The following is a 24486-nucleotide window of genomic DNA, read 5'->3' on the forward strand; positions in this document are numbered from 1 at the left end:
TTTGTGACCTTTGTATAATCAAACAATATAAGGTTTAAACTTTTGGCACCCTCTCGTAATCGAGCAATCTTTGCCATTGAGGGGCTAATGCAGCTTCAGTCAATGTCTTCTGTAAAATATTGGCATTGCCATGCCCTGTTTTTACCCATTCAATTAGTTGTGACAAGTTTATCGCATTCAGCTGTTCAGACTTCCCTACAGTAAAGCCAATTTCACTAAGGTGTCTATAACTGGAGACATTCGATTTCATAAACACTGGCTTATTCAATGCAAACATCGCATATGCGACGAACAAGCCTTGCTGTCTATCATGTCCGAAAATACAAACATCAACTTCGGCCAGCAGCTTGGCATGTTCTTGCTTAGTTAACATTTCCTGATAGGCGTAAAACTTATCGCCAAAGATAGCTTTGCCTTGATGAATGACCTCTTCAATATAGTCTGCTCTGCCCGCGTAATTTAACGTACAAATAACTCTTATATTTTCCCTTGCTAAATGCTTTATCTGATTAAACATTTCGATATGATTGTTTGAAGCAGCGGCAGAGTTACCAACTAATATTGTCATTGGTTTGTACTTATCATTAACGCTCGCCACACTTACGCTAGTTAAATCATCTAAATAGGTTTGCTCAAGCGGATATGGAATCACAAGTGCATCACCGCGTTTTAGGTATTTCTTAACTAAATTTGCGTCACCGCTATTTAGACAAACAACAGATTTGTAACGAGCGCATAAAAGTGTGTGAGCCAGCTTAACAATACGCTGTTTTAGCGTTAGTTTTTTAGTTTGGTAACGGTATAAATCTGCGCCCCAAAATACGCAGCTAGCATTAGAAGTCAACGGGTGAATTAGCAACATCCGCCAAACTTTGGGGTCGAAATTACCATGAACAATAAGCCGAGTACCTTTTGGTAGCTCATCAAGTTTTCGCTTTAAGTCTTTGGCATTAGAGTAATAATTGAAACCTGTAGACGGTGATTGTTTTGGAACAGCTAATGCCCAAAATGCTTGCTCTTCATTTTTATCTATTAGGCTTCTAAAATATTTAGCCATAGACACATAGTGATGCGGCGTGTCAGCAAAAATATGAACTATCACTTTACTTCCTTGGCAAGTTCAATTTTTACAAAGACCTTTTCACCTTCATCATTGATATAATGGGCATTTGCATAATCGCCGTGAGTCAAGGCTCTTAGCAAGTTTAAATGTTCTTGCAAAGTTCCTTTTTGGTTCAAATCTAACTCACAAAGAGCTTTAAAGTCTTGAATACCGTTATAATTGCCTTCTTCAGCTGGTTTGGTGCCAATATAGTCTTCATTAATCCAACTTAAAAGGTGCTTTTCAATAAGCGCTATCTCAGCCTGCTGAACCTTATCATAGGCTGTTTGTGAAGTATCATACTCACATAAATCTACAATACTCTGAACAATAATATCACCGTGATCGATCTCTTCATCCATTATGTGAACAGTCGCACCAGCTGGCTTGCCATTAATAATCGAAAACACCTGAGGAAACCACCCTCTATTATGTGGATTTAAACCAGGATGAATATTGATACATCTAATCCCAGAGACTAGGTCTTTTGGGAATATTTGCTTGCAATGGGCTGATATTACTAAATCATAGTTAGCCAAAATTTCCTTTACTGATGTTTTAACGTTAATTGCTGTCATGCCAAGAGATATTAAAGAGGCAGGCGTCTTGTTAATCGAGCTGTATTTATAAAAAAAGTTAAAAGGCGCAAAGCAATCTATCTTTGTAACCCTGATAAACTCACTCACCAACAATACATTGTCCGAAACTACAAGAATGTTCATTTACGGCCTCGATAATAAGTAAGAAATTTTGAAACACTAGCGCATATAAAATCTACTTGCTCGAAACTCAATTCATAATACATAGGTAAGCAAAGGACTCGACTACAAATATCATTAGCAATAGGGGTGTCACCAGCACCTTTATAGCACTCCATTAAACTTAAACTCGGATAGAAGTAACGCCTAGTTTGAATCGCTAACCCTGCGAGATGTTCTTGTACCCCTTCTAACTCTGCTTCGTTAGCTAATATAATGGGGGCATAAGCACCGTTTGGACGACACGTCTCCGCATACTCTTGCATGTATACAAGACTATCTAGTTTCTCTTGGTAGCGCTGAAATAGTTCTGCTCTGTGCGATGTTATGTTATCAATATATTCAAAAAGGCATAGCCCCATTGCGGCATGCAGTTCACTCATCTTGGCATTGATGCCGACTAGATTGGGCATATTGTTACTATCGAAACCAAAATTAATAAGTTGCTTTGCTTTTTCATAATCCTGTTTATGCTTAAATGCAATAGCACCACCTTCAACAGTATGAAAGATTTTTGTTGCGTGAAGGCTTATTGTCGCGGCATCACCGTATGACAGCAGTGCTTTACCTTTGTATTTTGCACCAAAGGTATGAGCTGCATCATAAATAATTTTTAAATCATGCTGTTTTGCTAAAGAAGCAAGTTCGTCAACATCACATGCATTACCATATACATGCACGGGTAAAATTGCAGACGAATGTGCCAATTGAGCTTCGGAAATAGTTTTGGGATCTATGTTGAGTGATTGCGCGTCGATGTCAGCAAATTCTGGTGTTAGACCCATTGCAGCCAAAGTACTGCTGGTGGCAGCAAAAGAAAAAGGCGTAGTTATCACTTTCCCTTTAATCTCTAAAGCCATCAGTGCGATTTGAATAGCGATAGTCCCATTCGCCACTAACAATAAATGTGGAACGCCAAAATATTCGGCAAGCTTAGCCTCTAGCTCCCTTAATACAGGGCCGTTATTGGTGAGATAGTTGCGATCGAAAATCTGCCCTACCTGCGCATTATACAAAGATAATTCTGGTAGAAATGGTTTTACAATAGGAATCATTGACGAGCTTCTTCCTTGCGATTTACCGAGCGCTGAATTACACGACTCACTTTCTTTAGTAAATCGATAGCCATCTCGTGTTCTGGATTAATAACGAGCGCGGATTCTAGCAAAAATTTCGCTGCTTTAAAATTCTTAAGTACTGCCTCACAAATTGCCAAATTTACCAGAATATAAATGTTTTTATCATCAAGTTGATAAGCTTTAACAAGCAACTGTTTAGCGTGTTTATGTCTTTTTAACTCCATCAACATTTTGGCTTTTTGACCAAGCACCATAGCTTTTTGCGTAGGGTTTAGCGCTTCTTGTTCAAGTTTATTAAGCAAACTGAATGCATTCTGACGTAAGCCTAATGAAAATAAACACTTTGCGTAACTTTGGAACAACTCAGGTTGCTTGCCTAAATTGGACTCGTGTGCCATATCATATAGTTTTATAGCATGATCAAAATAACTCACAGCTAAGTGACATTGGTTATTGTCGATATACATTTGACCCATGCTCATATATAAGCGAGGATTTCTCTTAGAAATAGAGATTTCATACTCATAAAAAGCGAATTTATCAGACCAAAGCTTAGCCCTTTCATTAGTCAGCAGACTCAAGAAGATAACGACAATACTGGCAACCGCTAAAACGCTGGCTCGTAATTTAGTCTTTACTAACAGCTCATAGGCAATTGAAGAGATCAAGAGTGCGTGTGCAAAGTTAGGCAAATATGTTCTATGCTCAAAGGCTACATCGCGGATGGGAATGAATGAGCTCTCAACAAGATGTAGCACATAAAAACTTAGGACAGCTAAACTCAATATAGGCTTGCGCTTAACCAACAAAAAAGCTAATACGATAAAAAAACTATGAAGCAATAAGAATAGAATTTGTTTATTGCCAAACTCAACTGCAATAGCTGTATCGTATTCAAGTCTGAAATCATGCAGAATGTAGAACTGACTTATGTAGTGTGCCAAAACCTCTAACTGCGTCAATACATACTCGTATCTTGATAACTCTTGATTTTCACGCGTGAATTTATCGATAACAGCGATGAACTCATCAATCCCACCTAAATAAGCACTAATCGCAATCACTAGTGTGAAGCCTAACAGTAAACTTACCCTAGTAAGTTCAATTGCTCTGCGTTTTATAACGAAATACTCAAGCATTAGCCAAATAATTGGCAGAACAACCGTATTTTGCTTACTCAACATCGCGCAGATGAAACTGAGTAACAAAGCGCTTCCCCACAACACGTAGTGTTTTTTACGGTATGAAGTTCTCAGTTTTAAAAAAGCATAGATGCTAACAAAGCTAAAGAAGGCAGCAAGTAACGCAATTTGTTGCACAATATAAATAACAGCTTGGGAGTTTTGTGGATGAATGGCGTAGATGAGACTTGCTAAAGCTGCTGCCGATGATGCTATTTGCGTTTTAATCAGGCTGGGCGATTCGTTAAGTGGTTGCGTCGATAACACTACTTCCTTTTGCTGTGAAATACGCAGCGTTAGCGACAGGACAAAGAAAATCAGTAGCGCATTGGCACAATGAATAATCAGGCTTATTAAGTGATAGCCAAACGTATTATCCAAAAAGTTCTCATATTGAATAGCAAACAGTATATATGGGATAGTCCGAAGAGAATAAGTTTCGGCAATGACTCTCCAATCAACAGGTGGCTTAATGGTGCTGTTGTTTACAATAGAACTAAAGTCATCTAAATAAAAATCAGCAGATAATCCAGGAAAATAGACAATAACGATTAGCAATAGAGCAGAAATGATAAGTAGCGAGCGCTTCAACTGTCATCCTTTAACGAGTGTTTATCGACAATTTATTCAAAAAAAAAGCGAGCCTAAGCTCGCTTTTTATAAAGTACTATAACTATTACTTAGTAAGTACGCGATCTGCGTCAGACTTAGTGAAGTATAGTGCTTTGATTTCTGTAGAAGCAGAAGGAGTGTTCACTACTACGTCGAATGATACTACACCATCAGTAATACCAGCGTCAGCAATTGCTTTGCGAACAGCAACAGAAATGTCTGTTACACCTTCAGCTTGAGCTGTAGCAACACCTTCGAAAGTAACTGCGTCACCGCCAACGTATACTGTTACGTCAACACCACCAGTTTGAGTAGAAGTGTTAGATACAGTTACTGCTTGAGCGTAGTTTGGACCAACGTACATTAGTGCAACGTGTGCTTTTGCACCGTTAAGTGTCCATGAACCAGCAGCAGCTTTATCTAAAGTAGTTGCTGTGAACTCATCTGCATCAGCAGCTGATGATACAGTGTAGTCTACTGTTGTAGAAGCCATGAATGATTGATCAGGGATTACTACGTCTTCTGGGCCAGTAACTACTACGTCTACTGTTGCTGAACCAGCTGTAGTAGGAGCAAAGTCAGTTTCTAATGAAACAGATAAGAAGTCATCTGCTACTTTAGCGTCTTCACCGTCGATAGTAACAGTACCATCGTCATCACCACCTAATTCGCCGTCACCGTCAGCGTCTAAGAATGAGAAGTCACCGTATACAGTGTAAGTAGCGTCACCAGTAGTTACACCAAGATCTGTAGCAGCAACAGTGTTAGTGATAGTTAAGGTATCTGCAGTACCATTTTCTGTAAATTCTAAACGCTGTTCGTTTACATCGATAACACCGTCAAATTTAGTCGTAACTTCTGAAGATAACTCAGTTACGAAGTTGTATGCAGTTACTGATTTAGATGCGTCAACATCGATTGCACCGTCAACTGTATCTACACGACCTGCAGCAGAAACTTTTACAGCACCTTTAGCAGCAGCACTTGCGATGTTTAACATCAAACCTTCTACAACGAAAGTTGCTTCAGCGTCAGCTTCTTCGATAGCTTCAGTCACTAAGTAACGAACTGCGTTATCTTTGTAGCCTAAGAACTCTAACTTACCGTTAGGATCGTCAAGAACGATATCATCTTCGTCTTCGTCTTCAGTCACGATAGTAGCGCCTGATACTGTTACTGTGATGATATCACCAGCAGCGTAGTCACGGCCTAATGCAACAGTGATGTCTTGAGCTTCGATTACTTTGATGCCTTGAGCGTACTCAACACCAACAGCTTGATCTGCAGTAACAGATACCGTTGATGCAGCAGCGCCAAATGATGCAGTTGTGGCCACAGCAGCAGCAATAAGCGTCTTTTTAAACATTTATATTTCTCCAATTTCATGAAATTGAACACTATCCAAATCATTTGTTTGTGTTCTTTATCTTTTTACCTTTCGGTACTTCATTTGTTCGCTAGGCAGCGTCCATAATGAACACTTATTAACGAATATCGCCAATGTACAACCTTAAAAGCCTAAAAGTCAACAACCCCTATCAAACTTTGTTAATAAAAATAAGATATTGATTGAAATTTACACTTAGGTTATTTCTTCTCTACAATTTGATAAAAAATACTTTAGTATCGTAATTTAATTTTATTGCAAAAACGTTACAAGGTCGTATCTTACAATAAAAGCTATCACTGCATTATCGTGTTAAAAACAGCAGCTATATTTGCACGTAAAACAGCAAAAAACCTACTATTCAACAACATCTAAACCGCTAAGTGACTGTTTAAAAGACGACATAATCCCGCCCCACTGCTCACTCCTTGAGATCACTTTTGGTGTAACTAGTAGCACTAACTCTGTTTTAGAGTACGAGTCATTTTTAGATTTAAACAAGTTACCCAAAATTGGAATGTCGCCCAGCAATGGTACTTTATTGTCAATAATTGATTTATTTTCATCTATCAAACCACCTAAAATTATCGTTTGACCACTTTCAGCAACGACAGCTGTTGCTATATTTCTCTCAAAAATATTAGGGTTTCCGGTCGCACTAGATGCACTTGACTCAACTTCATTACTAATAGACTCACTAATATCCATAATCACGACACCTTGAGCATTGATAGTTGGTGTTACCGAAACCTTAATACCCGTCTGTCTATATGACGATGTCGTTGTTTGCCTATCGGTTGAGTCAAAACCGTCCGTAACTGAGTCAGTTACTGATATTTGCTCACCTACTTCTAGGCTCGCGGTAACACCATCTCGAACCAGAATACTCGGGTTAGACAAGATTTTGATATTACTATTACCTTGAGAGAAGGCTGCTGTAATGGAGTCGTTTCCGCCGTTGGTCAATGAAAAGCTGAAGCCACCATCAGAAGCACTCACATCGCCGATTGTTCCACCGGAAAAACGTCCATTTTGTAGTGCCCACTTTACGCCATATCTAAAATTGTCTGTTAACGTAACCTCTGCAACCACGATATCTAACATGACCTGTTTAGGTAATACATCCAAGCGATTTACCAATGGAATAATGTTGCGATATTCTGTTCCTGAGGTGTAGAAAATTAGTGCGTTAGAACGTTCGTCAACAACAAATGTTAAATCACCATTTGAAGCACCTGTGACGCTTTTTGATTTTTTTAAATTTCCAGTGGTGTTTCCCGCAGCATCTGCTTTGTTAACTGCCAATTGGGCGCTAGAATTTTTGATTGCCTGCGTTCTAGCTGAGATAAGTGGTGTCAAGCTTTCACCGATATCAGCAGCGCGTGCATACTTAGGGTGGTAAACATAGTAGCGCTTAACATCACCTTGTGGCGGTTTATCAAGCGTTTTGGTCCAAAACTCGACGCGCTCCATTAGCTCCTTAGTCGCAGAAAATACTGCCACAGCGCCAATTTGCATTAGAGGCACAAACACTAAATTATTATTTTGCGGATCATTAATGCTATTCGGAATCCCTTCGGTTTCCAGCAGTGCCTGTAACTGAGCTAAATATATGTCTGGTGACGAATAAACAAGTTTAACCAAGCCAACATGTCTACCTCGATTGGCTGGCGAGTCCAGTAACTGTACAAGCTCTACCGCCCTGACTACATTGGTATAATTGCCGCGAATAAATAAAGCGCTTTGTTTAACATCGAGGTTAACTTTAACTTCGGTCAAGTCTTGAACCGTATTTTTAAGTGAAGTCTTGATGCCGTATAGCACTGGCATAATGTGCAGAATGTTTCGTCCTTTTTCGACCGAGGTGGCTTCTCGTCCCATGCTGACAATCGTAGATGACTTACTTTTTGGATCAATTTGGTTAATCAAAAAGGTACTGTTTTCATGTTTTAGCTGAATACTGCGCTGCGCAAATATCTGCTCTGTCAGTAGGAATAATTCTCGTTTGGAGACAGCCTCATTCAAGTTTAAGGTAACAACCTCCTTGCTTCTGCCAATACTCGGAGCCAAAACATAATTCACCTTTAGCAACTCCCCAAAGGTATAATGAATGAAGTCTGTTAAAGGCATCTTATTTGCTTTAACACTCACCATTTCCTTATCCGAGAACGCGCTAGAAAGCTGTTTTGATTCAAATTGAACCAAACCTCTTTCCATCGCAGACAGCGAAGTAAATTGCTTTTCTGCAACCCGCCCCTCTGCCCCTTCACTTACAGCATCGCTGTCTAGGAGAATTTCATCATCGTTCTTGAGAAAAGATTTTTCTACTGTATGCACTTCTTGAGTGGTGCCTTTTCCATTGGATGCACAGCCCGTCAAGACGGTCATCAGACAAATTGAAACTAAACTAACTTTAAAATTAACCATTATTAAATTCTTTGTTTAAGACTGACTTTTCAAGAACAATTGAAGTGAAACTTTTCTGTCCCCTTCAACAAGTTCAATGTGATTTTTTCCGATTTGTTGCAGCGTGTAATTTGCTAATTTTTCACCTTCTAAAAGTTTTAGCGGTTTAGCTTTACCAGAAAGCAAATGAAGTTCTGAAAGCAACGCAAACGGCTCTTTATTTTCTGTGTATATTGCCATCAGAGAGTATTCGTTTTCACCACTAAACAGAGCTTTTTTAACACCCTGCTGCTTTTGCTGTTCTGCAAGCGACATTAATGTTATTTTCGGCTCACTGCTCTTGTTAATCTTCGGCTTAACCTTGGGTTTTGGCTTTTCAAATTTAGCGAGCTCTAGCGATATTTCAGTTACTTGCTCTTCTGAGATAAACTTCACCTGAGCATTGTCAGGTGCCGACTCTGCAACTCTGGCTGACAGCTCTATCTCGTCTAACGACAAGCGAGATGTAAAGTCTGCATATGCCAATACCATAGCAACAAACACAGCCCAAACAATAGGTGCTCTATTCACTTGTCTGACCTCCCGGCTTCCGCCAAACAGCAAATGTTATTTTGCCAGATACTCTTCCTAACCGAAGACTGCTTGCTTTCATTCTTGAAATATTCATCGTGTATGACGCTAGCGCAACCTTAGGTTTCAAGCCCTCAATGGCCAACAATGACGTCATCAATTGTTTGAAACTACCAGAGACTGTGATTTCCACTTTATGCTCTTCGTATTCATCTGTTTTACTCGGCATCAGCCAACTGGTGCGTTTGACTGAAAGCTTGTTCTCACTCAGAAGGCCTTCAATTACTTCTTGATGCCCAAGTTGAAATTGGACTACATCTTGTCCTTGAGTAAATAGTAAATCATCTAGCCCACCAACTTTTACTGACAAGCTGCTCACAGCTTCAGCCATTTTTGATTCATTAGAGAGTAGGCGTTCCGTTTTTAACAACCGCTCTTCAAGTACGCCAATAGATGTAAGCTTGTCTTCTTGCCAATCCAAAACAGGTAGCAATATAAATTTAATAGCCGCCAGAAATGCAATAACGCCAAGCATTAACGGCTTATTGTTTAACAACTCTCTCATGTTATTTTCCTACCAGCTGAAATTTTACGGCAAACAGCTCTTTGCCCCCAGTTTTTACTGCTGGCGACGTTACTTCCGGGTTAGTAAGTAATGGAGAATTCGCTAAAAAATGAATAACATCAGTAGATTTTTTTGCCTTCATTCGTATGGTGGTTTCACTTTCTGACGAACTGATAAGCAATATGTCAGCCCCTTTTTCAACCAACTGAGTAGTCAGTAGCCAAAGCGGTGCACTTAAATGACTAAACAGAGGGTTATTATCAATGCTCGTAAGCTGAGCACTCAGTGATTCAAGTTTTCGTTGCTGTTCAAACAGTTCATTTAGTGAGTTTTGCTGCTCATTCACTCTCGCTTCCAGTGAACTTTCCTTGTAAACCAGGTAACCACTTGCCAGGGTCATATAGCTAATTAATGATACTGATAGGGCAATTGATGACAATTTAACAAAAGAGGGCGACCATAAACTGGCAAACAACACACCGTTAAATATTTGTTTATAAACACTACTGGGCAACGAAGCTAATTGGCTAAACAAGAGCTTAAAATACTCTTGTTGTGTCAGTTGTTTTATCGATGCTTCAATAGAGGTTGGTGGATATGAAATTGCAACTGAATCATCTGTGTTGATAGCAGTGACATCGCATTTAAAGCCGTCTTTTGTGAGCTCAGCATATGTAATTCTACCACCTAGCGCCCCTCTAATACCGGTAATTGCGGAGTCTTTGCTCAAAGCCAGAAATAGTAACAGGCTTTCTGGCACTATAGTAAATGAATGCTCACAAATACTCTGCGCTACATCTTCTTTAATCACAAAAAAATGAACTCTAGTTTTACCTTCTCCAACATTACTTGCAGTAAGAAATGTTCTACCTGCGAAGGGAGCTATATTTTTCATATGCTTCGCAGCCAACAAGGCTTCTTTACGAGATGGGATTGGCAAGTCTCTATAAGTCTCGAATGTATACTCTTTACCAACTATTGTTAGTAAGGCTTTGCTTTTAGACTCGTCTGTAATTTGGTGTGCTATACCATTACCGTCATATTTAAAGCTAAAATTACCCGAACTATGGAAACGACAACGATTTGCCAAGAGGTTTAACAAAGTTGACAAGAAACTACTTCCCTCAAAAAATTACAGCCAGCGCCCATTATCTACAGTTTGTTGTGTTAATACAATCGGCGATTAAATTGAATATGTTGCAAATAATAAACTGAATGGCGGCTGAGCAATGCACTATGCGCCACGCTTTGTCGAAAAATCGAACACAGCATTTAAATTCATGCACAAACAGAGTGATATTACCGTAGCAAGAAAATTTAGGTATAGTAACGTAATTACTATGCCAGTTATTTACATGATTCAATGGGATTAGGCGTGAACGTCGGTAAACAATTGGCTAATTAGTAAACCTACTTGTACGAACACGGCAATTATCGTTGTGTTATTGCCGGGAAAGCACTACAAATGGAGTGATTGAACTTTGATTTTGAGACTTTACTTTCATAGTTCTTGATAAAGTGACATCACCTACTTCAACCTTGACATTCACCTCATGCAAGGTCCCTGGGTTAAAATCAATATAGTTAAAATTCTGCCCACCAACAAGCAACTGCCAATCGCTCTCTGTAAAGCCGTTACCCGTTAACTTATCGCTTTCAATCGCATTAGCAACATCGTCCCCGAACAATACTTGATTTAGTTCCAGTGTTGCGAAAACAGGATTAAAGAAAGAAGTCGCATAAATGGTTACGTTTTCTGACACACCTACATAGATATCTTGGGTCATACCTTTGATCGATCTAAGTTCACTAATGTGCTGCAATGGGCCGTTCCTGGGAACAATTATTCCCTCATAGGAGTTAGCTTCAGCCCCCTGTTGCCGGACACTGCTGTCAGCATCAATCCAATCCATTATAGCGCTGTACAGCGAAGCGGCTTCTTCTTGCGAAGCGCCACTTGCGACCAACAACTTTTTTAAATAACTTTGAGGAGATGTAAGCAATGAAAGGCGTCCTGAAAGAGGTTGTATCTTAACTTCAGTGCCATTTTCAAGCTTAAATGCTTTACCGAGCCGCCATGTTACGCCATTAATTTCACTTCCGTGAATTTGGTGGGCATCTAGTCTAAATAGCTCTGCGAGTATTTTATTTTCTGCGCTTGTCATCAACAGTTCAGCCTTTATCCTATCTTTAAAATCAGAGGCTACACTTACATTGGTTCGTGCGGTTTTTGTTATTTGAATAGCAATTACAGATATGATTGCAGATAACAATAACACCTGAATTAGCGCTAAACCTTGCTGTTTAAAAAGACTCACTAAATTGCACCAATACCCGAGAATCTATTTCTGTTAGTTTTACCTGCAGGTTTTGCTCTGCACCCAGTAAGCCAAACTTTATATTTAACCGTTGCGGCATCACACGTCTGTTTAAGGCATTAAAGCTAGTCCACCATCGCATTGGTCTAGCACTATTTTTTTCGTCTATGTTTTCGTGACCAAAATAACTAAACTCGAGGAACTCCAATTTTTCTAGCAACACTGTGGTTTTACTGAACTTCCTACGTTGTGACATATGGGTAAAAGCTTGCGCATTGTTTGCGGGTTGCTCTTCATAGATAAGAGCGTAACTTAAATCTTCCTGTTGTTTAAGCGATAGTCTAAATATTGTTGGTAACTCCTGACTGTATAGTGACTTGGTTGTTATCGCGACTAAACCTTGGTTATCTCCTTCAAAAAAGATAACAGGTTCGTTTTTTTCTGCGCGCACAATAAAAGGATATATACTTTCGACCAAACGCCTAGTTAGCAATAGTGATTTCATGGTTTTTGCTGAATCATCAAAATTGCCGAGCTCTTTGCCCCATCGCTCTATAAAAAACGTGTATCCCTGCGTCATAATGATCAACGTAAAACTCATAATCGTTAGCGCTACAAGCAGCTCAACGAGTGAGAAGCCTTTACTCTTTACCATGAAAGCTCCTCGTACTCATAATTTGTATCTATACCATTAAATGTTACGGCAAATCTGACGCGCCATTTTTTTAACCTGTGTTCTGCTTGGCTGACTTGAGCACCAACAAACCTGACTGGCGGCTTGTATACGTCTATGACGGTCGCTTGCCATTGGTAGCTACCACCAAGTAGAGCACCTTGGCCAGATAAGCTATTTTGGTTTGATTGAGTTAGTAATTCGTTTGAAATGTCGCTTGTGACTAAGCTAGCAATAGATGCAATTTGCATCGCATTTTCTGCTTTTTGGTTTGCAATTATTGCACCGCGAAATATTAAAGTGAATATACTTAAACTGATAAAGGCTATCAAAGACGCAACTAATACCTCAATCAAAGTAAATCCAGTAATGCGCTTTTTAGAGTAGGTAATCATCTAGGTTTACTATGGTTGTCTTGCCCTGAAAGTTCAATTTAAGATCGTTAATATCAGGAAAGCCCGCTGAAGAGAACACAAGCTGCTGCCTGGGAAATCTTATATGCTCATAAATGACTTCCAGCCTTTCTCCTTGATTTTTATAACCGTACGATATCTTACGATCGGAGAATGTAACTTCAATTGGTTGACTATTGATGAATGCTTTATAGCTTATCGCTTTTAACAACTCCATCGTATCTTTTTTGTCTGCATAAAAATTGGTGCGGTCAAAGCTTTTAAACAGGTTTGGGCCGACGAGAGAGTATGTGATGGCAACAATACTCATGACAACCATAAGCTCTATCAAAGTAAAGCCTCGGTTTTTTTTTAAACGTCTACAGCCCAACATCATTTGTCGATACAATACTCATCAGCATAACCACCACCACCGAACCAACTATTGCCCCCATGGTTAGAATCAACAGGGGCTCTAGCATTGATGTCACTGTCGTAGTCCAACTCTCAAAGTCAGTTCTTGAACGGTTTGCGATTTCATCAAATACTGGGGTCAACTCACCGCTTTCTTCACCTACTTCTACTAGTGAGATATCAAACTCACTGTATAAATCTGACTCGAGTAATGTCGAAGAAAGACTTGCGCCTTGCTTAACTTTATTTGCAACAATCAATAACTGGGATTGCAAAGATGAATTTTTTAGGTTGCCTGCTGACAGAGAGAGTGCATCAACAATAGAGACACCACTTGATAGCATCATAGCCATAGAAGCGTTAAATCTAATTCTCTCGGTTAAACGAACTAGCTTTCCTAGCAGCGGAACACTTAGCATGTAGTGATTGACCTTAGCTTTAAATGAAGACGATCTCATCCCATGCTGAAAAGCAAAAGCAATCAACGCAAGTGCGGAAAATAATAGCCATTGATAATTAATAAACCAATCACTTAAATTTAATAGCAGTAATGTATACGATGGAAGATCTCCCCCTCTATCAAATATCGAACTCATTTGCGGCACAATATAATTAAAGACAAACAGAACACACAGAACAGAGACGAAGAGGATTACTAGAGGGTAGGCTAGCGATTGAATTATTTTGGCACGAAGTTCACGCTTAAATTTTATATCTGCTGCAAGCCTTGCAAATATAATATCTAACTCGCCCGACGCCTCTCCCAGTTTTAACATATTGATATATAGCTTATCAAAAACATCTGAAGCTTCGGCAAAAGCCTCAGAAACAGACTTACCTGATCGCACCGCGGTAAGCAACTTCGAGAGTAATTGTGAACAATGGGTTGAGGACGCCCCTTTTTGCAGGATCTCTATTCCCCTATCGATTCGCACACCGCTTTTAAGTAAGATAGCCAATTCAGAAGTGATAAATTCAAGTTCGTTTAAAGTAACTTTCTTACGACCAAACGCAATAGAAAGGCGCTGCGCCTCTTCCTTTACAGCTTGAATATTTACTAGGATCAATCCTTTATCGGCTATTTCCTGCTTAGCTAAGGTCGTTGATTTAGAGCTTATCTCACCTGAAACTTTTGAACCGTGATTGTCATAAGCCGTGTAAGAAAACCGCATTAGCCAGCTACCCTTAATACTTCATCAATCGTTGTTAGGCCTTTTGTAACTTTTAGTAGGCCATCCTCTAAAAGGGTGCGCCCGCCGGACTCTTTGTTTAATACTTTCGCTTTTGCTATAAAATCATCAGATTTATTGAGCGCTTTAAGCTCTTCGGTACAACGTAAGTACTCAATAATAGCTGTTCTTCCCTTGTAGCCCATATGGTTGCACTCTGGGCAACCGACTGGTTTGCGTAATGTGATGTCAAGTTCAGGAAACAGCTTCCTTAAGCCATACTTGGTAACCAACTCATTGTCTTCAATAGGCACTGCGCAGTGATTACAAAGCTTTCGAGCCAAACGCTGTGCGACAATAGAGATGATCGCCGCATTTAATAGATACTCTTCAACGCCCAAATCAAGAAGACGAGTAAAAGCACTAGGTGCATCATTAGTATGGACCGTTGAAAAAACCAAGTGACCTGTGAGTGCTGACTGCATTGCTATGCGCGCAGTTTCTTTGTCACGAATCTCGCCTAACATGATAATATCGGGATCTTGCCGAACAATACTCCGGAGCCCAGACTCAAAATCAAAACCAATTTCCGAATTGATTTGAACCTGATTAACACCATCTAATTGGTACTCTACAGGATCCTCTAAAGTAATAATTTTAACATCATCATTATTTAAGCGATTTAGAAAGGTATATAAAGTTGTGGTTTTACCTGAGCCTGTAGGCCCGGTCATTAATATAACACCAGCTGTACTCGCTAAATCTTCAACAATCAGTGATTTTAGGTCCTCTGAGAGACCAACAGCTTCAATATCATAAGTGACGCTATCTTTTTTTAGAAATCGCATCACTACACTTTCGCCGTCATTAAGAGGTAGTACTGATACCCTAATGTCTAACTCAACATTAGCTATTTTTGTCTCAATTTTACCATCTTGAGGACGCCTTTTTTCCGCAATATCCATACCTGATAATATTTTCAATCGGGATACAACAGCTAGTTGATATTTAGCCGGAACTAATTCACCTTCACTGAGAACACCGTCAACACGATAGCGAACACGAAAGCGATTTTTTGAAGGCTCGATATGCATATCCGATGCACCAATTTTCAACCCTTTCGAAATGTAAGAATTGAGTAAGTTCACGGTAGGTGCTTCTGCGGCGAGCTCTCTTAATTTTCCTTCTTCTAATTCTGACAATACGCTAAACACTTCTTCGTCGGCAGGAGAAGTGTCTTTTGCAGAGTAAGCAACTGAAGCTTTTTCTATTTGTTCGGGGCTGGTGATATTTAGATCGTATTCAACATTTTCAATTGTAAAATATTGTAAAACTTCTCGTTCAAACGGCGTACTAGTTACGAATGTGTACTTGTCATTGTGAAATGAAATTGGTAACCATTTTCTCGCTATTAAAAACTCGACATTAAGCTTTGCTTTAAACTTATCAACTGCCTCTTGAGTAACCTCAGGTAATTCCTCAATCAACTTAATTTTAAGCGCATTAGAATAGATTGATGGCAACTCATCCTCTGTTAAGCTACCTAAATTGACCAACAGGTTTTCAATAGAACCACCATTTTTTGACTGATAAATAAGCGCTTTATCTATATCTGTTTGAGATACACCTGTTGACTTAATCGCTTCAATCAAATAATCACTGGTGTACGACATCTTCACTTTCACCTTCACCACCTAATTGACCGTCACTACCATAGGCTAATAGTTCAAAAGAGCTACCTCCTTGACGCAACTCATAATGATAAGGGTGTCCCCATGGATCTAGCGGCACAGCCTTGGGTAAGTAGGGGCCATCCCACCCAGTTTTTTCCGAACTAACTAGCTCGTTTAGTGAATTAGGGTAGGTTCCCAAATCTAAACGATAAGTGTCTAAAGATGTCTGGAACATATTCATTTGAGTCGCCGCAGTTTTGCGCTTAGTTGAACTCACTTTACCAAACATTTCCGGTGCAACCAGTGATGCCAGCAAACCAATGATAACAACAACTATCATCAACTCTATTAATGTAAAACCTTGATTTTTTTTCATAAAAGCTATTCTAAAGTAAAAACTAAGTGAGGGTATCAGCTAGTATCATAGATGTCGAGCAAGACGATGTAACAAAACTCTGCCCAAATTTGGATACCAATTAATCTGACTTTTTGGAAATATTACAATACTTACTCATGATATTAATATATAAGATAAAGCAACAAATAAATGCTAGTAGCATCATGGCTTCTGATACAACAAAATATTCGGAGAGTATGCCGGTTGCGGCAAAAATTATTGAAATTGTGCTAATTATGCCAAGCGCCTGACGTTTGGAATAGCCGTTCGCTATAAAAACGTGATGAATGTGACCGTTGTCAGCTTTAAAAGGTGATTCTCCTTTTCGCATACGACGATACATTATTGCCAACATGTCCATCAATGGGACAGCAATTAACCACAAAGCAGTGACTGGTCTAAAAGTTATTTCGTCTTCCAAACCTGATTGAGAGCACAACGTTAACAACCAGATAACGGTCAGCCCCATATACATACTACCGGCATCCCCCATAAATATTTTTTTACCACGGGGATTTCGCGTACTGACATTGTAAAACAAATAAGGAATTGTAGAGACAACGATTAGCATTGGTAGCAAGATGCTAAATTCAGCACCATTTAGAGCCATCAATAACGCTATTGATGCTATTGTAATAATACTCATTGAACCAGCCAAACCATCAATACCATCAACCATGTTGAAGGCATTGATTGCAGCTATAACAGCTAATATAGTAAATAGCATTCCATAGCTGCCAATAGTAATATTTACGGATCCGAAAAGCGCGCCAAAGTCTTCAATATACAAGCCCGCACCAAAAACTAGAATGCAAGCAACAATCCCTTGAAACACTATCCGAGAGCCTACACTAAGTTCATAAATATCGTCTAAAGTCCCAATAAAGACGATTAATGCAGAAGATATGAGGTATAAATTAATGATGTTGCTATTTTCGATAAACATCGATGACGCAATCAATACACCTGTAAAAATTGAAATACCACCAATTAAAGGAATCGCACCATCATGCTTTTTCCGCTCATTAGGCAGATCAATTAGCCCAATATGAGGAGCTAAAGGGAGCAGTACTTTAATCGTTAGAATTGAGCAGCAAAATGCCACTACAAGAGCAAAAATATCGAACATATCTTTTTGATAGAAGTTTATGTAAATGTAATCAACGTTGACTATGAGAAGCTACTTAACTCTTAAGCATTATAAAGCCACATAAATTGTATAGCTAGTAAATTCCCCATAGAACTAGCTATACATTGACCAAAAGAGGATTAACTTAAATTCCGGAGATTGCAGCTATTGCCACCGCAGCCTGATAAACAATCTGCGTGCCTGTGCCCCACAAAGTTAAGCTATCCATATAGTCAGAATCTAGTGGGACAACAACCGTATCACCGGGCATTATCGCTTTAACGTTTGATGCACTAAACCAACTATTTTGCGTAGGAACAACAACCTGACCATTGGCCTTAATAACATAGACGCGACCTTTGTCCGCTTGCTGCTTAAATCCCCCACTAAGCTGCACGTAATCATCTGCTTCAAGAGAAGGACTATACAGGTGAGAAGTTGCGACTTGCACTTGTCCTATGACATTTACAGAATTGTTCTTTGTTGGAACATAAAGAATATCGCCATCTTCCAATATTATATCCATATCACTTTTAGAAGAGATATTGGGTAAATCTAAAACTAACCTGCCAACAGGCTTTACTTTATTCAAATCAGCTAATAGCAATCTCGCTTGTTGATAGTCAACCTGTTGGCCACTTCTCTGTGACAAACTTTTTGACGCAATTTCCATTCTTAACGATTCTGAAATTTTGAGGATATTTTGACGTTCAAGCTGCTTTAACCTCTCTCTTGTAAATACTGAACCTTCTAAATGTGCAAAATTCGTAAAGCCACCTGCTCGTTCAATCAATTGTGCAAGTGTTTCACCTCTTTGAATTGTGTACTGACCTGGGAATAAAAACTCTCCTCTAAGCTCAACCAGATGGTTCTCTTGCCAAGACGGAATTACGTGAACATTGAGGCGATCTTTGCTCTGTATTTTGAAGTTACTAGTGCTATCGTTTGTGAGCACATTGCGCAAATTAACATTAATTGACTCTTTAACTAACTTGCCTTCTCTTACGCCATTGCGAGTAATTTCTGCTCTATCCAAAAACGCAGACTCTAACATGCCACCTGCAGCAGCTAATAAATGGCTAACATTAACATTCTTAGCTAACGGGTAAATACCTGGATACTTAACAGCGCCTACAACTTCGACCAACTGTATTGGTTCTCCAGCTGCAGCTTGGTGCTGCAACTTTTTGATGACAGGCACTAAAAGTTTTTGTCTAGAAAATATATTAATGTCGCGCGGATCAACCTCTTCCTCTACGGAACCACCACTTAATTCAACTAATGACTGTTCAGCTAGCTTTAGAGATTCTTCAAGCTCATCAAATTCTTCTAAGTCTTTGCTTTCTCCGTACTGTAGCCAAAACATGCGCTCCTTGTAATGCTCCTCTGCAATACTTTTCTCCCTCTTATTCAACTCATTTTTTGTCAACGCGAGTAAGTCAAGTGAAGAGTCTGTCGTAGCATTTCGATCATTGATAGAAAAGACTAATATACGATCATGAGGTTGAAGAGTAAGGTTATCTTCTGAGCTAACATCGCTAAGCGCATTGAACAAGCTAAACTGTAATACCTCAATATTTCGGCCAATGTCTTTCTCGCGGACAATTAAGCTGTAATTTAAATCAGCATCGTCAAGCATGTAAGCATGAATACTTGGCAAAAGATCACTCACTTTATGTCCCTGCTGCCACTGATATTTACCAGGGCGTGTTACCGCTCCAATAACAGTGACAGAGTCATCGTATTGTTCAGAAGTTTTTAGTACCTTAAGAACGTCACCGCCTTTAACCGCTTTAGCAAGTTGAGATTGCTGTGTTAAATCAACATTAACAATTGTACGAATATTTCGCTGATTAAATCGTTCAACTACACTTGCAGTAGGGTAAGCTGAAGGCAACAATCCACCAGCCATTTCAACCACAGCGTCAAAGTCATCATTTGCAGCTAACTCATAGATCGCAGGACGTCTAACTTCTCCTGTAACGGTAACGCGCTCGCCTACAGGAGCAACAAATACGACATCACCAGATTTAAGTAGAATATCTTTTGAAGAATCACCGTAGATTAATAGGTCATACAGGTCTAAAGTGGTGACAAGCTTACCAGCTCGCTTAACCTGAATGTTTCGCAAAGAGCCAATATCATTGATACCACCTGCCGCAAAAATCGCGTGTGTTACGCTAGATAGTGCACTCATCACGTAAGGGCCAGGCTTGAATGCATCACCGGCAACAAATATCCGCATCGAGCGCAAATCTGACAGTGTCACCACGACATCGACGCCAAGCACCTTCTTCTTAATTTGCGAGGCGAAGTATTGTTTAACTTCAGTATAACTTAAACCAGATACACTAAATGGGCCAAGATCTGGAATAACAACATCACCCTGTCGATTTACCTCTAGCTCAAATTCATTGCTTTCTTTGCCAAACATCTGAATTTTGATGGTGTCACCTGCGCCAATAATGTAATCAGCTGGTACTGCAATATCCATAGTCGGCGCAAAAGTAAAAGGTGCATTAGCAAATACATCATAGCCAAACGGTTGTGGCTCAGTATCCTCCTCTTCTTCCTCTAGCAACTCATCCTCAGGCAGAATTGGATTACCAAATTCATCAAATTGAGTTCCTCTGGGATATACCGTTTGCTGTTCGACTAAACTATCATCGTCATTTGCAGTACTACCGCCCTGTAATTGTTTTTTAATTGCGTTGTAGTCAATACCCATGCTTTGTGCTAGCGCTCGTTGCTGAGATACAGGTAGTCGCTTAAACTGTTCAAGTTGTTGTGGGTTTATTGAGCTAGGTGCCTGCGCCGCTAACACACTCATGGAGAAGTTTAAGCCAAGCAAGGCTGACATCAGTAAGGTAGAAATATATTTCATTGAACAGCGAATTCCCTGGGAATTTTTTTATTTAGCAAGATATGGCGAAAATTCTATCATATGCGCCAGTTTTGTTAAGGTCGATATTAGTTTAGTAACAAGCCAATTTATAGGCTTTACTCTTCATCTAGCTCGTCTAAATAGGCATCAAGCTCAGCTTCTTCCTCTTCGTCTACCTTTATTGGCGGTTTGCCATCATAGACGCGATACTCCATGTTCTGGAAATAAGCTTGTTTAACAAATTCATAGGGATCGATTGCATTATTGATAAGCTGTTCTTGCTGCGTTAAAGATGCTCTTGCTTCTAAACCTATGATGGCACTACGCACTAGGTTAGGCCAAAAATCGATTACCGCTAAAGGCCAGTAATAACGATCGACAAAATCACCAGCTTCATCTCGTACCGAGCTAGGCCCCAATGCTGGAATGACAATATACGGGCCGTCACCCACTCCGTATACCGCCATTACTTCGCCAAACTCTTCTTGTGTGCCCGTCCAACCAAAATCACTCGCAGGGTCAAAAAAGCCAAGTAGACCTACCGTAGAGTTAAGTACGAATCGCCCTGCACTTTTACCCGCATTGGAAAACTTACCTTGTAGTAGGTTATTAATAAAAGAAGACGGCTCATTAAGGTTGAGAGCCATGTTGTGCAGGCCTGAACGTAAAAACGTTGGCGTATACTCTGTATAGGCAGTTGCTGCGGGCTTAAGCACATACTTATCAGCGTAGTCCCATGTAAATGTCCACGAAGCTCTGTTAACTTTCTCTAATGGATCTTTAGGGTCACCTTCTACTTGTGACGTTGAAGAGCAGCCTGATACTGCCAAGACAGATAACAAAGCAATCACTTTTACCGCACGTAATGAAAAAGCGGCACGCAATGCTCGATGGATAGGTTTATTCACTGTGACTTCCTAATGATAAATTCTTGGTATTATTGCCCAGTCTAACACGCTAGTGAAAATCGGACACTTGCCCAACAAGTCATAACATCCGCAATTAGACAGACGCGCTTGGGCTATTCATTGTTGTTCTGTTTGTATATGGCTAGCAACATTTCAACCTCAGCACGCGGCAACTCACACTCCGCCATAATTTCCTCAGCACTAGCACCTTTAGCTGCGAGCTTTGAAGCGCGATGATAGAATTTATCTTGGGGTTGCTGCTCATCAATTAAGGTAAGCTGTTGGGTTATGTTTGCAATTGCTTGCTGCTGACCTTTGATACGGTGCTCAAGTTGCTTAGACACTTGCTCATTTTCCGTGTTTTGAGTACTGATAAGGTCATTAAGTTCCGCGTTTTTTTGTGCGATGTTATGAATATTGGCTTGTAAATCAGCTGTCAGCATTTCGAGCGCATTTACCTGGCTACTCAAGAGCTTGCTTTGTGCTTTAAGGTGCGAAACCTTTATTAGTAGCCAAGCTAGGCAACACACCACAGCTAAGGCAAGAGCTATTATCAAAACCAAGTTGATATTCACATTTAGCGCCCACAAAAAAAGCCTGATACACAGGCTTTTAGTCTAAAAAATCCATTTAGAATTGTTTCAATTCATCCCACTCGTCATCTGATAATAATTTATTCAGATCAACAAGAATCAACAATTCACCTTCGCGGTTAGATACACCTTGGATAAACTTAGCGCTTTCTTCGTTACCAACATTTGGTGCCACATCGATTTCTGAAACTTTTAAGTAAACTACTTCCGCAACGCTATCAACTAAAATACCAATAACTTGCTTTTCAGCTTCAATAATAACGATACGCGTGTTATCGGTAATTTCCGCCGCTTGTAAACCAAAACGTGAGCGCGTATCAATAACGGTTACCACATTACCACGCAGGTTAATAATACCTAACACATAATCTGGCGCACCTGGCACTGGCGCAATTTCAGTGTAACGCAATACTTCTTGCACCTGCATTACATTGATACCGTAAGTTTCTTGCTCTAACTTGAAGGTTACCCATTGTAACACTTCATCATTAGTGTCTACTGACTCATTTGCACTACGTCTTTCATCAGACATACTTCTTGTCCTCAAAGTTGTTAACTATTGCCGCTCGTTTGCAGCAACACTGTTTATTTCGATATACGACTAATTTGGATAGACGCTCAACCCTTGATCTAGCATTTTAATCAAGGCGTCAATATCTAATAGCGCACACATACGTTCTTTAACCAGACCAGCTAACCAAGGGCGTTTAGGGTTGCTATCCATCCACTTCACGTCACTTTGTTCTAGTGTAACTGTATCTACAAGGTGCTCAGCCATCAAGCCCCACTGGCTATTACTCAACATTATAATATATTGATAAGCTAATGAATCCATTAATTGTTGATCGCATTTTTCAGGCATTACCCACAATGCGGTATCAACGACATTAATTTTTTCTTCGCGATGTAACATAACCCCTTTGAACCAGTCGGGTTTGCCCATCAAACTATTAATGCTCTCAACATTGTGAATACCACCTAACTCAATCAATGGTACGGCAATTGTAAGCCCTGCTACGTCAAAAAACATCGCCTGAAAACTACCTTCACGATAATCTTTTTTCGCTTTTACTGGTACTTGCTGCTGGCTCTTTGCTGTCGCAATGGCTGTGCTGTCAGACGTTGTCTCCGTAACTAACTTATCTGACGCAGGTGCTGAAACTTTAGGTTTTGCAACCTTAGGCGCCGTTTGTTGCTTCGCGACCTTTGGCGCGACAACCTTTGGTGCTGCTACCTTTGCTTTAGCCTCTGCGCGTGTCGAGGTAACTTTATCCGTAACAGGTAAGCTTGGTTTTGCAACATTCTCAAGTAACTTTTCAAGCTTCTCGCTATCTGGCTCTTTATGTTGAAGCGTGCTCTGGCTTTTATCAGGTTGTGAGCTTGTTTGTGTTGATGGTTGATGCTCAACAGGCTGTTCAGCCTCATCCGTCAGTAGCTCTGATAAATAAGACCTCATCACTTTTTGGCTAGCAGCTAGCGATCTTGACATTGATTAACCTATTTATTTACTGCGGTAAGTTTAATTAAATGTTTCAACAAGCTTTTATAAGCGTAGACACCTCGAGAGTTACCTGCATAATCCGAAGGCACTTTCTGTGAGACGCTCGCATTTCTAAAGTTAGTATCAACTGGCACAACCCCAGGCCAAACTTTATCACCATATAGTTCTTGTAACTTTTGATAGGCAAGTAAAGAGGCTTTAGTGCGTTTATCAAACATAGTAGGAACTATGGTATAGGTAAATGGCTCTTGCTGTTCACCTTGCATGATTTCCATTGTCTTCATCATGCGGTCTAGGCCTTTAAGCGCCAAAAACTCGGTTTGCACTGGGACGATAATTCTATCAGAAGCCGCCAGTGCATTCACCATTAAAACACCGAGTACAGGCGGACAATCCATCAGTACATAATCGTATTGCCCTTCAAGCTTTTGTATTGCTTTTTTCAGCACTAAGCCCATGCCACCTTTACTACCAAGCGAACGGTCTAGCGTTGCTAGCCCCATGGTCGCGGGCAAGATATCAATATTCTTGTATTCGGTTGGGCACAGCGTTTGTTCTATCTGCTCTTTGGTCGATACTTTGACGAAAAGATCGTATACGCTCAGCTCTAAATCTTCAGATTCGATACCAAAATAATAACTTAGCGACGCATGAGGATCGGTATCCACCAATAGCACTTTATGTCCGCGTTCAGCCAACAAGCCCCCTAAGGTTATTGTTGAGGTGGTTTTACCTACCCCGCCTTTTTGATTAGCGATTGTCCAAACGACCAATA

General features: G+C 40.0%; 23 protein-coding genes. All 23 read right to left on the minus strand.

Annotation, left to right across the window (positions count from 1 at the left end; translation table 11 throughout):
• Window positions 1–34: 34 nt before the first annotated feature.
• The 23 genes from DXX94_RS05600 to DXX94_RS05710 all read right to left on the minus strand — a co-directional run bounded on the left by DXX94_RS05600 (window position 35) and on the right by DXX94_RS05710 (window position 24484).
• Window positions 35–1102 (minus strand): TDP-N-acetylfucosamine:lipid II N-acetylfucosaminyltransferase, encoded by a 1068-nt coding sequence (locus DXX94_RS05600; RefSeq protein WP_116014425.1) that lies wholly within the window; start codon window positions 1100–1102, stop codon window positions 35–37.
• Window positions 1099–1824, minus strand: a complete 726-nt coding sequence (locus DXX94_RS05605; RefSeq protein ID WP_116014426.1) for a dTDP-4-amino-4,6-dideoxyglucose formyltransferase — start codon at window positions 1822–1824, stop codon at window positions 1099–1101. Before DXX94_RS05605 ends, DXX94_RS05600 begins: the two co-directional genes overlap by 4 nt.
• Window positions 1821–2915, minus strand: a complete 1095-nt coding sequence (locus tag DXX94_RS05610) for a DegT/DnrJ/EryC1/StrS family aminotransferase (protein WP_116014428.1) — start codon at window positions 2913–2915, stop codon at window positions 1821–1823. The genes DXX94_RS05605 and DXX94_RS05610 overlap by 4 nt, the downstream gene beginning before the upstream one ends.
• Entirely contained in the window at window positions 2912–4711 is a 1800-nt protein-coding gene (locus DXX94_RS05615; RefSeq protein ID WP_116014430.1) for a tetratricopeptide repeat protein, read from the minus strand. The genes DXX94_RS05610 and DXX94_RS05615 overlap by 4 nt, the downstream gene beginning before the upstream one ends.
• Window positions 4712–4796: 85 nt before the next feature.
• Entirely contained in the window at window positions 4797–6098 is a 1302-nt protein-coding gene (locus tag DXX94_RS05620; RefSeq protein WP_116014431.1) for a hypothetical protein, read from the minus strand.
• A 378-nt stretch (window positions 6099–6476) separates the two neighbouring features.
• On the minus strand, window positions 6477–8546 hold the full coding sequence (locus DXX94_RS05625) for a secretin N-terminal domain-containing protein (RefSeq protein ID WP_116014433.1): 2070 nt from the start codon (window positions 8544–8546) through the stop codon (window positions 6477–6479).
• Window positions 8547–8561: 15 nt separating this feature from the next.
• Window positions 8562–9095 (minus strand): hypothetical protein, encoded by a 534-nt coding sequence (locus DXX94_RS05630; RefSeq protein ID WP_116014434.1) that lies wholly within the window; start codon window positions 9093–9095, stop codon window positions 8562–8564.
• A complete protein-coding gene (locus DXX94_RS05635) occupies window positions 9088–9660 on the minus strand; it encodes a hypothetical protein (RefSeq protein ID WP_116014436.1) in 573 nt (190 codons plus the stop codon). Before DXX94_RS05635 ends, DXX94_RS05630 begins: the two co-directional genes overlap by 8 nt.
• Window position 9661: 1 nt before the next feature.
• Window positions 9662–10771, minus strand: coding sequence for a hypothetical protein (locus DXX94_RS05640; protein ID WP_116014437.1), 1110 nt, complete (start codon window positions 10769–10771; stop codon window positions 9662–9664).
• A gap of 331 nt (window positions 10772–11102) precedes the next feature.
• Window positions 11103–11978, minus strand: coding sequence for a general secretion pathway protein GspK (locus DXX94_RS05645; RefSeq protein WP_181901490.1), 876 nt, complete (start codon window positions 11976–11978; stop codon window positions 11103–11105).
• On the minus strand, window positions 11965–12633 hold the full coding sequence (locus DXX94_RS05650) for a prepilin-type N-terminal cleavage/methylation domain-containing protein (RefSeq protein ID WP_116014440.1): 669 nt from the start codon (window positions 12631–12633) through the stop codon (window positions 11965–11967). Before DXX94_RS05650 ends, DXX94_RS05645 begins: the two co-directional genes overlap by 14 nt.
• Window positions 12627–13046 carry a PulJ/GspJ family protein gene (locus tag DXX94_RS05655; protein ID WP_116014442.1) on the minus strand — a complete coding sequence of 140 codons (420 nt, stop codon included), beginning with the start codon at window positions 13044–13046 and terminating at the stop codon, window positions 12627–12629. The genes DXX94_RS05650 and DXX94_RS05655 overlap by 7 nt, the downstream gene beginning before the upstream one ends.
• The gene (locus DXX94_RS05660; protein WP_309545226.1) at window positions 13030–13440 is read right to left on the minus strand and encodes a type II secretion system protein; all 411 of its coding nucleotides are present in this window, start codon (window positions 13438–13440) and stop codon (window positions 13030–13032) included. The genes DXX94_RS05655 and DXX94_RS05660 overlap by 17 nt, the downstream gene beginning before the upstream one ends.
• Window positions 13424–14629 carry a type II secretion system F family protein gene (locus DXX94_RS05665; protein ID WP_116014444.1) on the minus strand — a complete coding sequence of 402 codons (1206 nt, stop codon included), beginning with the start codon at window positions 14627–14629 and terminating at the stop codon, window positions 13424–13426. Before DXX94_RS05665 ends, DXX94_RS05660 begins: the two co-directional genes overlap by 17 nt.
• Window positions 14629–16299, minus strand: a complete 1671-nt coding sequence (locus DXX94_RS05670) for a GspE/PulE family protein (RefSeq protein ID WP_116014445.1) — start codon at window positions 16297–16299, stop codon at window positions 14629–14631. The genes DXX94_RS05665 and DXX94_RS05670 overlap by 1 nt, the downstream gene beginning before the upstream one ends.
• Window positions 16283–16675 (minus strand): type II secretion system major pseudopilin GspG, encoded by a 393-nt coding sequence (gspG, locus tag DXX94_RS05675; protein ID WP_116014447.1) that lies wholly within the window; start codon window positions 16673–16675, stop codon window positions 16283–16285. The genes DXX94_RS05670 and gspG overlap by 17 nt, the downstream gene beginning before the upstream one ends.
• A 100-nt stretch (window positions 16676–16775) precedes the next feature.
• Window positions 16776–17825, minus strand: a complete 1050-nt coding sequence (gene wecA, locus DXX94_RS05680) for a UDP-N-acetylglucosamine--undecaprenyl-phosphate N-acetylglucosaminephosphotransferase (RefSeq protein WP_116014449.1) — start codon at window positions 17823–17825, stop codon at window positions 16776–16778.
• Window positions 17826–17970: 145 nt separating this feature from the next.
• On the minus strand, window positions 17971–20709 hold the full coding sequence (locus DXX94_RS05685) for an SLBB domain-containing protein (protein ID WP_116014450.1): 2739 nt from the start codon (window positions 20707–20709) through the stop codon (window positions 17971–17973).
• A gap of 116 nt (window positions 20710–20825) precedes the next feature.
• On the minus strand, window positions 20826–21617 hold the full coding sequence (locus tag DXX94_RS05690) for an MlaA family lipoprotein (protein WP_258872107.1): 792 nt from the start codon (window positions 21615–21617) through the stop codon (window positions 20826–20828).
• Window positions 21618–21730: 113 nt separating this feature from the next.
• Window positions 21731–22087 (minus strand): DUF2802 domain-containing protein, encoded by a 357-nt coding sequence (locus DXX94_RS05695; protein WP_258872108.1) that lies wholly within the window; start codon window positions 22085–22087, stop codon window positions 21731–21733.
• Window positions 22088–22247: 160 nt separating this feature from the next.
• Window positions 22248–22742 carry a chemotaxis protein CheW gene (locus tag DXX94_RS05700; protein ID WP_115999555.1) on the minus strand — a complete coding sequence of 165 codons (495 nt, stop codon included), beginning with the start codon at window positions 22740–22742 and terminating at the stop codon, window positions 22248–22250.
• A gap of 69 nt (window positions 22743–22811) precedes the next feature.
• On the minus strand, window positions 22812–23699 hold the full coding sequence (locus tag DXX94_RS05705; protein ID WP_258872109.1) for a chemotaxis protein CheW: 888 nt from the start codon (window positions 23697–23699) through the stop codon (window positions 22812–22814).
• Between the two features lie 8 nt (window positions 23700–23707).
• Window positions 23708–24484: a ParA family protein gene (locus DXX94_RS05710; RefSeq protein ID WP_115999554.1), complete on the minus strand. Its 777-nt coding sequence runs from the start codon at window positions 24482–24484 to the stop codon at window positions 23708–23710.
• Window positions 24485–24486 lie beyond the last annotated feature (2 nt).

The organism is Thalassotalea euphylliae, from assembly GCF_003390375.1.
GTDB classification, from domain to species: domain Bacteria; phylum Pseudomonadota; class Gammaproteobacteria; order Enterobacterales; family Alteromonadaceae; genus Thalassotalea_F; species Thalassotalea_F euphylliae_A.